Consider the following 10338-nt stretch of genomic DNA (forward strand, 5'->3'; position numbering starts at 1 on the left):
CCCCCCCCCCCCCCCCCCCCCCCCCCCCCCCCCCCCCCCCCCCCCCCCCCCCCCCCCCCCCCCCCCCGCCCGCGGGGCGGCCCCCGCCCCGCCCCCCCCCCCCCCCCCCCCCCCCCCCCACCGGAAGGGGTGAAGAGTCGTAACTTTCCCGTACGGTTCGCGTTCGAGCACGCTAGAAAGGGGTCCCGCACCCGTGCGGGCCTACGCGAACACCTCCTGCCGCGCGGACCGCCGCCGTGCCGCCAGCCCCGGGTCGAGGGCCGGTACGGCGTCCAGCAGCTGCCGGGTGTAGGGGTGGGCGGGGCGGTCGTAGACCTCGTCGACCGGGCCTTCCTCGACGATCAGGCCGCCGCGCATGACCGCGACTCGGTCGCTGACCTGCCGGACCACCGCGAGGTCGTGCGCGATGAAGACGAGCGCGATCCCCAGTTCCCGCTGGAGTTCCGCCAGCAGGGCGGTGACCTGTGCCTGGGTGGTGACGTCGAGGGCGGACACCGGTTCGTCGCAGACGATCAGCGTGGGCTTCGGGGCCAGGGCGCGGGCGATGCCGACGCGCTGGCGCTGGCCGCCGCTGAACTCGTGCGGGTAGCGGTCGTAGTGCCCGGCCTCCAGGCCGACGCGGGTCAGGAGTTCCTCCACGCGGGCCCGGATCGCGGCCTCGTCGCCCCGGCCGGCCGCGCGCAGCGGGTCGGCGATGGACTCTCCCACGGAGCGGCGGGGGTTGAGGGAGGACACCGGGTCCTGGAACACCATCTGGGCGCCGGGCGCGATGCCCGGGCTCTCCCGGCCCTCGTGGTGGATCCGGCCGGAGCCGGGTGCCAGCAGTCCGACGAGCATCCGCCCGAGGGTGCTCTTGCCGCTGCCGGACTCCCCCACGATGCCGAGGGTCTCCCCGCGGCGCACCGCCAGCGAGACCCCGTCGGCCCGGTCCGGTCCGCCGACGGCGACGACCCGCCGCTTCCCGCGGCCGAACTCCCGGCGCAGGCCGAAGGCTTCGACGACGGGCCCGTCCGCGTCGGGGGCCGGGCGCGGCCTCGGGGCGCGCGGCCCGTCGAGCCGCGGGACGGCCGCCAGCAGCTCGCGGGTGTACGGGGCCCCGGGGGCGGACAGCACCCGGCCCACGGGCCCCCGCTCCACGGCGGAGCCGCCCCGCATGACCAGCAGCTCGTCGACGCTCCCGGCCGCCACGCCCACGTCGTGCGTGACCAGCAGCAGCCCCAGGCCCTGCTCCTCGCGCAGGCCGTGGAGCAGGTCGAGGATCTGGGCCTGGACGGTGACGTCGAGGGCGGTGGTGGGTTCGTCGGCGATCAGCAGCCGGGGTTCGCACGCCAGCGCCATCGCGATCAGGGCCCGTTGGCGCATGCCGCCGCTGAACTCGTGCGGGCGGGAGCGGGCCCGGCGGGCCGCGTCGGGGATGCCCACCCGGTCGAGGACCTCGACGGCGCGGGCGCGGGCGGCGCGCCGGGAGGCGGCGGTGTGGATCCGGTACACCTCGGCGATCTGGTCGCCGACGCAGTGGTACGGGTCGAGGGAGCTGAGCGGGTCCTGGAACACCATCGCCGCGGTGCCCCCGCGCAGGGCGCGCAGTTGCCGCGGCGGGGCGGTGCCCACGTCGGTGCCGCCGACCCGTACGGTGCCGCCGAGCCGGGCTCCCGTACCGCGGTGGAGTCCGAGCAGGGCGGCGGCCACGGTGGACTTGCCGCTGCCGGACTCACCCACGAGGGCCAGGGCGCGGCCGGGTTCCAGGGTGAAGGACAGCCCGTCCACGGCGCGCAGGTACTCCCCCGGCGCGCCGACGGGGAAGTCCACCACCAGGTCGCTGACGTCCACGAGCGGTTCGGTCATGTCAGGGCCACCCTTCGGTCCGCCACGGCGTACAGCAGGTCGGCGACGGCGCCGGCGATCACGACGGCCGCGCCGATGGCGAGGACGACGCCGACGACCACCGGCAGGTCCACGACCCGCACCCCGTCGATGAGGGTCTTGCCGAGGCCGGGGATGCCGAACAGGGACTCGGTCAGCACGGCGCCGCCGATCATCGTGCCGAAGTCCACGGCGCTGAGCGCGATCACGGGCGCGACGGCGCCGCGCACCGCGTGCCGGGTGACCAGGGCCCGCTCCCCCACCCCGTAGGCGCGGAAGGTGCGGATGTGGTCCTCGGCGAGGGTCTCCAGGGTGGAACTGCGGGTGAGGCGCGCATATTTGGCGCTCTCGAAGAAGCCGAGGGTGACCCAGGGCAGCAGCAGGTTCCAGGCCCACTGCTCGGGGTCCTCGCCGAAGGGCACGTACGTCGGGAAGGGCAGCCACTGGAGGTAGGCGCAGACGGCCATGAGCAGCAGCAGCCCGAGGATGAAGACCGGGGTGCCGGTCGCGGCGAGGGTCACCACGGTCAGGAGCCGTTCGGTGAGACCGCCGCGGCGGATCGCCGACAGCAGTCCGGTGCCGACGCCGATGACGAGCCAGATCACGAGGGCGCCCAGCGCCAGCGAGAAGGTGGCGGGCAGCCGCTCCAGGAGGAGTTCGGTGACCTGCCGGTCGTTCTGGTACGAGAAGCCGAGGCAGGGCGCGTCGCAGTGCAGCACCAGTCCGGCGCCGCCGGAGTAGTCCCGGCCGGCCAACACCCCCTGGAGGAACCGCAGGTACTGGGTGGGGACGGAGGCGTTGAGGCCGAGCTGCTCGCGGACCTGGGCGATCTGCTGCGGGTTGCAGCGTTCCCCGCAGGCGAGGCGGGCGGGGTCGCCGGGGGCGAGGTAGAAGAGGGCGTAGACGACGGCGGACAGGGCGAGCAGCACCAGCAGGGCCGCGCCGAGCCGCTTGAGCACGAAGCCGGTCACGCTGTGCGCTCCTTTCTGGTGCCGACCCGCAGGCGCGAGCCCTCCCGCGGGTCGAGGGCCGTGCGGACGCCGTCGCCGAGGACGGTGAAGGCGAGCACGGTGACGAAGAGCAGTCCGGCGGGGAGCAGGACGTAGGCGGGGTCGGCGCGGAACCAGGTCTGCGCGCTGGAGAGCATCTGTCCCCAGGACGGGGTGGGCGGCTTCACGCCGACCCCGAGGAAGGACAGCGAGGCCTCGATCACCATGTTGGTCGGGACCTTGATGGCGGCGAGGGTGATGACGGGTGCGGCCAGCGAGGGCAGCAGTTCGCGGCGGGCGATCCGCAGGGTGCCGTTGCCCGACAGCCGGGCGGCCTCCACGAAGTCCAGTCCGCGCAGGGAGAGGGTCTGGGCGCGCACCAGCCGGGCCGTGCCGCCCCAGTCGAGGACGCCGATGACGAGGATCAGCAGCAGGGGGCGCGGGAAGTCGGGCGGGACGACGGCGGTCAGGGCGATGGCCAGCACCAGCATGGGCAGGGCGATCATCACGTCGGTGACGCCGCCGATGAACCGTCCCAGGAAGCGGTGGCCGAGTCCGGCGGCGAGTCCGGCGGCGACGCCGACGAGGACCTGCACGGTGGTGGCGCCGACGGCGACGAGCAGGGAGATCCGGGCCCCGTAGAGCAGCCGGGTGAACAGGTCGCGGCCGCTGCCGGGTTCGACGCCGAGCCAGTGGTCGGCGGAGATCCCGCCGAAGGAGCCGAGGGGTACGCCGCCGCGGGCGGAGTCGACGAGGTCGTCGTGGTAGGTGTTCGGGTCCTGGCCGGTGAGCTGGGCGAACAGCGGTGCGGCGAGGGCGAGGAGGACGAGGAGGGCCAGGACCGCGGCGGCGGTGACGGCGGACGGGCGTCCGCGCAGCCGCCGCCAGACCTGGCGGCCGGTGCCCGCGGCCGGGGTGGTGACCCCGGGCGCGGGCACCGGCCCGTTGGTCAGGACGCTCACTTGACGGCGACCTGGGAGATGTCGAGGACGCCGGTCCAGTCGCTGATGACGACGTTCTTGACGTCCTTGCCGACGAGCCGCTTGTAGACGGGGTGGAAGAGCGGCACGTCCAGGGCCTGCTCACCGATCTTCTTGTCGAGGGCGCCCCAGCGCTTGCCGGCCGCCGCGAGGTCGGTGAGCTTGGCGATCTCGTCGATCTCGGTGTTCACGGCGGGGTCGTTCAGCTGGGCGTGGTTGTAGTTGGAGCCGTTGGTGACGATCTGCCGGCCGTCGAAGATCGGCGCGAGGAAGGGGCCGCCGGAGGGCCAGTCGGCGCCCCAGCGGGAGAGGAAGAAGCCGGGGGTGTTCTTGGCGTCCCAGCGCCGCTCGTTGAAGGCGTTGGTCTCCAGGCCTTCGAGCTTGACGGTGATGCCGGCGGCGGCGAGGGCCTGCTGGACGGCCGTGGCGATCTCCGGGCTGGTCTGGCGGTTCTGGGCGTTGGAGTGGGTGAGGGTGACGGTGAGCCCGTCGGGAAAGCCCGCCTCCTTGAGGAGCTCCTTGGCCTTGGCCGGGTTGCCCGTCTTTCCGGCCGGGAAGTGGTCGTAGGCGCTGTACCCGAAGGCCTCGCGCTCGGGCAGGAAGGTGGTGGCCGGCTCGGCCAGCGCGGAGCCGCCGGCCGCGTTGATCACGCTGGTGCGGTTGACCGCGTAGGAGATGGCCTGGCGGACCTTCGGGTTGTCGAAGGGGGCCACCTTCGGGTTGAAGGCCAGGTAGTTGACGAAGCCGAAGTGGCCGGTGCCGACGCGGGAGGCGAGCTCCTTGTTGTCGCCGATCTGGGCGAGTTCGGCGGGACCCAGGTTGGTGTCGGTGGTGACGGCGGCGGAGTCGGGGCCGGAGCTGGTGGACAGCCGCTGGTTGATGACGGCCGCGTCGAGGCCGGAACGGACGTCGATCCTGTCCGGGTAGGCCTTGCGCTCCTCGTCGGTCTTCGGGTCCCAGTTCTCGTTGCGCTCCAGCAGCAGGGTCTCGCCGTCGCCGGTGTTCTTGGCGACCTTGTACGGGCCGGAGGAGACCGGGTGCTCCTCGTACTTGACGCCGGTGTCCTTGGCCTTGGGTACGGGGGCGAACTGCGTCTGGGTGGCGAGGAAGGGGAACTCGCCCTCGGGCTTGCGGAGTTTGAAGACGATGGTCTTCGCGTCGGGCACCACGATGGAGTCGAGGCCCTTGCCGCCGTCCTTGTACGGGCCCTCGTAGGTCTCCCCGCCGACCAGCCAGTCCCGCAGGTAGGGGGCACCGCCCGAGAGCTCCGCGGCGAAGGAGCGCTCGATGCCGTACTTGATGTCGGCGGTGGTGATGGGGCTGCCGTCCTCGTACTTCAGCCCGTCCTTGAGGGTGTACGTCCACTCGGTGGCGTCGGCGTTGGGCTTGCCGAGGTCGGTGGCCAGGTCGGGGACGACCTTGGCGCCGGCCGGACCGTCCTCGCGGTTGCGGGTGGTGAGCGTGCGGAACACCAGCGAGGGAACGTTGCCGCCGCCCGAGGTGTAGAGGCGGGCGGGGTCGAAGTCGCTCTGCGGCTCGTTGTTGAGGACGGTCAGGGTGCCGCCCTTCTGCGGGGCGGACCCGGAAGCGCCCGGCTTGCCGCCGGCGGAGGCCTTGTCCGCGGCGCCCTCGGGCCCGCAGGCGGCGGCGCCTCCGGCCAGTACGAGGCTGACGGCGACCGCGGCCACACGGCGCGATATCTGGGACTGACGCATGGGAAAAGGGACCTCTCGGCGTGCAGCGGCGCGATGGCTGCCGACTGCTGGATGCGGTGTACGGGATGCGGAAGCGGCCGCGCGGGAGGCGGCGTTCGGAATCACCGGTGGAAATGCGCACCGAGGAGGAGGACGCCGCGCCCGCGGGCAGGAGTGCCCGGGCGCGGCGAGACGGTTCGGAAACGGGTCGCGCGCTCAGGCAGGCGTCAGCGACAGAAGATGTCGGCCACGCTGTGCGCGGCCACACCGAGGAGCGCCAGCTCTATGGCGGCGCTCGCGGCGGTGGTGTGGCGGTGCGACATGCGGAGAACAATTACCGATCACCGGACGGGCTGTCAACGCCGATCCGGCCGTCCTCCGTCGCTCTTCGGTCAACTCCCGGGAAAGACCCAGGGGTTGGGCAGGCAGTGGATGTTGTCGATGTCGAGGGACTTGGTCTGCTGCTGCATGATCGGCGCGAGCGAGCCCGGGGTCTGGCAGCTCACGTGCCCGTGGCCGAGCCGGTGGCCGACCTCGTGGTTGATGAGCATCTGCCGGTACGCGAGCATCTGGTCCGGGCCGTAGGTCGGTGAGCCCTGCGCCCACCGGAAGGCGTTGATCATCACGCGTTCGGTGGCGGCGGAGTCGCAGGAGACGTTGTCCACGGTGGTGTCCAGTCCGGACTTCGCGCACCAGGTGCCGGTGGTCCCGGGGCTGGCCAGGGTGATCACGAAGTCGGCCTCGCCGGCCGGTACCCGCTCGAAGGTCATCGCACCGCCGTGGCCCCAGCTGCGCGGGTCGTTGAGGGTGCGCTGCACGGCCTCGGCGAACAGCTGCGGGTCCAGGCCCAGCCCCTGCTCGACGTCGACGCGGTAGCGCACCACCTTCCCCTTGCCCGGCGCCTTGGCGAAGCCGGGGACGGTGTCGAAGGTGCCCGGACCGGCGAGCTTCGCGTCGATGGGCAGCTGCCGCGCCATCTGCTGTTCGTAGGTCTGCGGCTGCGCGGCGGCGGCGGGCGGGTTGGCCGGGGTGGCGCGGCCGTCGGAGCGGGAGGCGGCGGACTGGCCGCTCAGGGAGCGTTCGGGGGCGTCGTCCCCGGCGGCGTGCGCGTTGCCGGGGGCGGAGTCGCTGTCGGCGACCACCTGACCGGCGACGACGACGGCCAGCACGGTGGTGACGGCCGCGGCGGCCATCCCGGTGTACGTACGGATCCGCGCGCCCCGGCCCGCCACGGGCGGCTCGGCGGCCCCGGACCCCACGCGGGTCGCGGGCGCTCCGGGCCGGCGCGGACCGGGCACGCGGCGGTGGGAGCCGGTGGAGGTGAGGGGGTCGGGCGCGGGCGGCGGGGGCACCACCGTGACCCGGGGGAAGCCGACGGCGGGGGTGCCGAAGGCCGGGGTGTCGGTGTCCCGCACGGGCGCGTCGGCGCCGCGCACCGGCGTCTTGGTACCGCGCACCGCGGTCTCGGTGCCGCGCACCGGCGGGGTGTGCACGGTGGCCCGGGGGGCGCCGCGCCAGTCGCCGTGGACGTCGGCGGCTTCGGGGGCGGGGCCCGCTCCCCAGGCCCCGCCGGGCTCGCGCTGCTCGGGGTGCCCTCCGGGGCGGGCGCCGGGCGGGGCGGGGCGGGCCGGCGGTGCGTAGCCCCGGTGGCTGACGGTGGCCTCGGCGTTCCGGCGCGCTCCGGGCGCACCCCGGAACGCCGGCCCGGGTGCGAAGGGCTCCGGCTCCGGCTCCGGCTCCGGCTCCGGCTCCCGCGGCGCGGCCTCCGGCCGCGGACCGGCGGGGGCGGAGTCCTTGCGACTATGTCGTCCCACGGTTCTCAGCCCTTGCTGTCTTCGGTATTCCGGTCGGTGTCGTGCAGCAGCTCCCGGAAGGCGGCGGCCACCGCCTCGGGGTACTCCATCATCGCCACGTGGCCGGCCTCGGGCAGACTCAGCAGCCTCGATCCGCGGAAGGCCGCGGCGGCCCTGCGCGCCATCCGGTACGAGACCAACTGGTCCCGGCCGCCGTAGACGAGCAGGGTCGGCGCGAGCACGCGCCCGGCCTGGCGCCACAGTCCGTGCTGGCCACCGAGGGTGTAGGCGTCGACGATCCCGCGCGAGGAACGCGTCATCGCCTCCCAGAAGTACGGCAGCTCCATCCGGCGCCGCATCTCCTCGACGGCGCCCCGGAAGCCTTCCTCCGTCACCCGTGAGGGGTCTCCGTAACAGAGGCCCGTCACCCCCAGGGTGCGCTGTTCGGCGCTCAGGCCCCGGGTGAGCCGGACGAGGAGGGGGGCCGCGCCCGGTACGGCGAGCAGGGCGGTGGGCACCGCCGACCACTGCACGCGCAGCTCCGGCAGTGCGGGCGAGACCAGGGTCAGGGTGCGCACGAGGTCGGGCCGGACCGCGGCGACGCGGGTGGAGACGGCGCCGCCGAGGGAGTTGCCGAAGAGGTGGACGGGGCCGCGCCCGGCGGCGTCGAGGTGGCGGATGACCGCGCGGGCGAGCCCGGTGACGGAGTAGTCCCGGTCGGCGGGCGGCGGCGACCAGCCGAAGCCGGGCAGGTCCACGGCCTCGCCGTCGACGCTGCCGGCCAGCCGCTCCATGAGCTCCGACCAGTTCTGTGAGGAACCGCCTAGTCCGTGCACGAAGAGCGCGGGCGGCAAGCCCTCCCGCACCGGTGGCCGGAAACGTACGTTCATCTCCAGGCCCGGCAGCGCGACGGTGCGCAGCTGCTCTCCTTCGGCCACCCGCGCGGCTCCCACCTGGGAGGTCGGCTCGACGGTGGACCGCACACCCGGCAGCTCGGTCGAAGACATGGGCCAATGTTACGAGACGATCACGCTCGCCCCCGTGTCATCGCTTGTGTTGGCGGTCACAGGATCGTCTGGCGGCGGACCGCCGATCCTCCTAGGCTCGTAGGTGAGGAGGACGAGGGAAGGCGAGGGGAGCGAGATGACAGTCGATCCCGCGGAGCCGGAGACCTTCCGCAAGGAACTCCGGGAGGCGCTCAACACCGAGGCTCCGGAGGCGGACACCGCGGAGCAGTCCATCGAGATCGAGCCGCAGGAGGACGATTCACTCACCGGTCTGGAGCCCTGGGAGGCTCCGGAGGCGGATGCCGCGGAGCAGGCACGGGTGGTCCCGCTGGACGAGGACGACTACCGCTGACGGGCGCTGACCAGCGTGTCAGGGGTGTGTCCGGGTGGTCCGTACCGCGAGAAAACTCGGCTTGAACCCACCAGATTCGGTTACCGAAAAGTACGATGGCGGCGCGGCGCAGAGCGCACTGTGTTCTTGAAGAAAGTGGGAGGCGGCGTGACAGCCATCGAGCAGACCGAGGCAGCGCGTCCGCGGGGCACGCGACTGCCGCGCCGTGCCCGGCGCAACCAGCTGCTGGGCGCGGCCCAGGAGGTGTTCGTCGCGCAGGGCTACCACGCCGCCGCGATGGACGACATCGCCGAGCGTGCCGGCGTCAGCAAGCCGGTGCTGTACCAGCACTTCCCCGGCAAGCTCGACCTGTACCTGGCGCTGCTGGACCAGCACTGCGAGGCACTGCTGGTGGCGGTGCGCACGGCACTGGGGTCCACCAGCGACAACAAGCTGCGCGTCGCCGCGACGATGGACGCCTACTTCGCGTACGTCGAGGACGAGGGTGGCGCGTTCCGACTGGTGTTCGAGTCCGACCTGACGAACGAGCCCGCGGTGCGCGAGCGCGTCGACAGGGTCTCGCTCCAGTGCGCGGAGGCCATCTCGGACGTCATCGCCGAGGACACGGGCCTGTCGAAGGACGAGTCGATGCTGCTGGCCGTGGGCCTGGGCGGCGTTTCCCAGGTGGTGGCCCGGTACTGGCTGTCCAGCGCGAGCCCGGTCCCCCGTGACACGGCGGTGGGGCTGCTGACCTCGCTCGCCTGGCGCGGCATCGCCGGCTTCCCGCTGCACGGCACCGAGGGCTGAGCGGGCGGGTCCGGCGGGCGCCGGCGGCGGGCCCTGACCGGCCGCTGTTCGCTGCGAGCGTGTCCGCCGCGAGCCGATCGCGTCGCCTCACCGGGCTAATGTGGACCGGGTACGGCGCGGCTGATCGCGCGAAACGGACCGTCGGAGGGACATAGCCGTGGAGGTCAAGATCGGCGTGCAGCACGCACCCCGGGAGATCGTGCTGGAGAGCGACCTGAGCGCCGAGGAGCTGGAGAGCATCGTCGCCGCCGCGCTGTCCGGCACGGCGCCGCTGCTGAGCCTGACCGACATCAAGGGCCGCAAGGTCCTCGTGCCGTCCGACCGCCTGTCGTACGTCGACCTGGGCGAGCCGAGCGTGCGCAAGGTCGGTTTCGGAGCTCTCTGAGGCACCGGGAACTGAGGGGAACGGCCCGGCGGTTGACACCGCCGGGCCGTTTCCGTTTCTTCCGCTTCGGGTAGGACCGCAGTGACCCGGTTTGCCCTGACGTATGGGAGTGACCTGATGCTGCTGTTGGAGGCGATCGGCTCCGGCCTGCTGGGCCTCGCCCTCGCGGGCGCCGCCGTGCGCGTACTCGCCAAGCGGCTTCCCTCCACCAGAACGGTGCTGGTCAGCGGGGTGGCGGGGGCCCTGTTCGGGGCGTACCTCACGCACACGGCGCTGGGTCCCTGGCACAACACCCTGCTCGCGACCTTCCTCGGCGGGCTGGGCGTGTCGGCCGTCGTGCTCTCGCTGCTCCTGCGGCCCGCGGCGGGCTCCGGAAGAACGTCCCGCAGGCCTCCGTTTTCGCTCCCGTCGCGCGGTTGAGCGGCGCTGGAGCCTGACCCGGGCCCCGCACGCGCGCCGGCCCCGGCCGCGGGGGGTTCCGCGGAGATC

General features: G+C 73.4%; 11 protein-coding genes. 4 read left to right on the top strand and 7 right to left on the bottom strand.

Going from position 1 to position 10338, the window contains the following annotated elements; translation table 11 throughout:
* Nucleotides 1-201: 201 nt before the first annotated feature.
* From ACEPPI_RS37985 to ACEPPI_RS38015, 7 genes are all read right to left on the bottom strand, one after another.
* Entirely contained in the window at nt 202-1845 is a 1644-nt protein-coding gene (locus ACEPPI_RS37985; RefSeq protein ID WP_373919823.1) for a dipeptide ABC transporter ATP-binding protein, read from the bottom strand.
* Complete coding sequence (locus tag ACEPPI_RS37990) at nt 1842-2834, bottom strand: ABC transporter permease (protein ID WP_373919824.1); 993 nt, start codon at nt 2832-2834, stop codon at nt 1842-1844. The genes ACEPPI_RS37985 and ACEPPI_RS37990 overlap by 4 nt, the downstream gene beginning before the upstream one ends.
* Nucleotides 2831-3805 (bottom strand): ABC transporter permease, encoded by a 975-nt coding sequence (locus tag ACEPPI_RS37995; protein ID WP_373919831.1) that lies wholly within the window; start codon nt 3803-3805, stop codon nt 2831-2833. The genes ACEPPI_RS37990 and ACEPPI_RS37995 overlap by 4 nt, the downstream gene beginning before the upstream one ends.
* Before the next feature lie 5 nt (nt 3806-3810).
* Nucleotides 3811-5547, bottom strand: coding sequence for an ABC transporter substrate-binding protein (locus ACEPPI_RS38000; protein ID WP_373919825.1), 1737 nt, complete (start codon nt 5545-5547; stop codon nt 3811-3813).
* A gap of 206 nt (nt 5548-5753) precedes the next feature.
* A complete protein-coding gene (locus tag ACEPPI_RS38005) occupies nt 5754-5849 on the bottom strand; it encodes an Ms4533A family Cys-rich leader peptide (protein WP_323178900.1) in 96 nt (31 codons plus the stop codon).
* Nucleotides 5850-5918: 69 nt separating this feature from the next.
* Nucleotides 5919-7340, bottom strand: a complete 1422-nt coding sequence (locus ACEPPI_RS38010) for a DUF3152 domain-containing protein (protein WP_373919826.1) — start codon at nt 7338-7340, stop codon at nt 5919-5921.
* A 5-nt stretch (nt 7341-7345) separates the two neighbouring features.
* Nucleotides 7346-8326: an alpha/beta fold hydrolase gene (locus tag ACEPPI_RS38015; protein ID WP_373919827.1), complete on the bottom strand. Its 981-nt coding sequence runs from the start codon at nt 8324-8326 to the stop codon at nt 7346-7348.
* Between the two features lie 136 nt (nt 8327-8462).
* On the opposite strand from ACEPPI_RS38015, the gene ACEPPI_RS38020 reads away from it, so the two are divergent.
* The 4 genes from ACEPPI_RS38020 to ACEPPI_RS38035 all read left to right on the top strand — a co-directional run bounded on the left by ACEPPI_RS38020 (nt 8463) and on the right by ACEPPI_RS38035 (nt 10269).
* Nucleotides 8463-8678, top strand: a complete 216-nt coding sequence (locus tag ACEPPI_RS38020; protein ID WP_373919828.1) for a hypothetical protein — start codon at nt 8463-8465, stop codon at nt 8676-8678.
* 147 nt (nt 8679-8825) lie between these two features.
* Nucleotides 8826-9464: a TetR/AcrR family transcriptional regulator gene (locus ACEPPI_RS38025; RefSeq protein ID WP_266842108.1), complete on the top strand. Its 639-nt coding sequence runs from the start codon at nt 8826-8828 to the stop codon at nt 9462-9464.
* A 157-nt stretch (nt 9465-9621) separates the two neighbouring features.
* Complete coding sequence (locus ACEPPI_RS38030) at nt 9622-9849, top strand: DUF3107 domain-containing protein (protein ID WP_373919829.1); 228 nt, start codon at nt 9622-9624, stop codon at nt 9847-9849.
* Between the two features lie 117 nt (nt 9850-9966).
* Nucleotides 9967-10269 carry a hypothetical protein gene (locus ACEPPI_RS38035; RefSeq protein ID WP_373919830.1) on the top strand — a complete coding sequence of 101 codons (303 nt, stop codon included), beginning with the start codon at nt 9967-9969 and terminating at the stop codon, nt 10267-10269.
* Nucleotides 10270-10338: the final 69 nt, after the last annotated feature.

The organism is Streptomyces sp. AB3(2024), assembly GCF_041862025.1.
Lineage (GTDB): Bacteria > Actinomycetota > Actinomycetes > Streptomycetales > Streptomycetaceae > Streptomyces.

Excerpts from the sequence above, each read along its gene's own strand:
- ACEPPI_RS38005 (WP_323178900.1), bottom strand. The coding sequence starts at position 5,849 with ATGTCGCACCGCCACACCACCGCCGCGAGCGCCGCCATAGAGCTGGCG.
- ACEPPI_RS38035 (WP_373919830.1), top strand. The coding sequence starts at position 9,967 with ATGCTGCTGTTGGAGGCGATCGGCTCCGGCCTGCTGGGCCTCGCCCTC.
- ACEPPI_RS38020 (WP_373919828.1), top strand. The coding sequence starts at position 8,463 with ATGACAGTCGATCCCGCGGAGCCGGAGACCTTCCGCAAGGAACTCCGG.
- ACEPPI_RS38015 (WP_373919827.1), bottom strand. The coding sequence starts at position 8,326 with ATGTCTTCGACCGAGCTGCCGGGTGTGCGGTCCACCGTCGAGCCGACC.
- ACEPPI_RS38000 (WP_373919825.1), bottom strand. The coding sequence starts at position 5,547 with ATGCGTCAGTCCCAGATATCGCGCCGTGTGGCCGCGGTCGCCGTCAGC.
- ACEPPI_RS37985 (WP_373919823.1), bottom strand. The coding sequence starts at position 1,845 with ATGACCGAACCGCTCGTGGACGTCAGCGACCTGGTGGTGGACTTCCCC.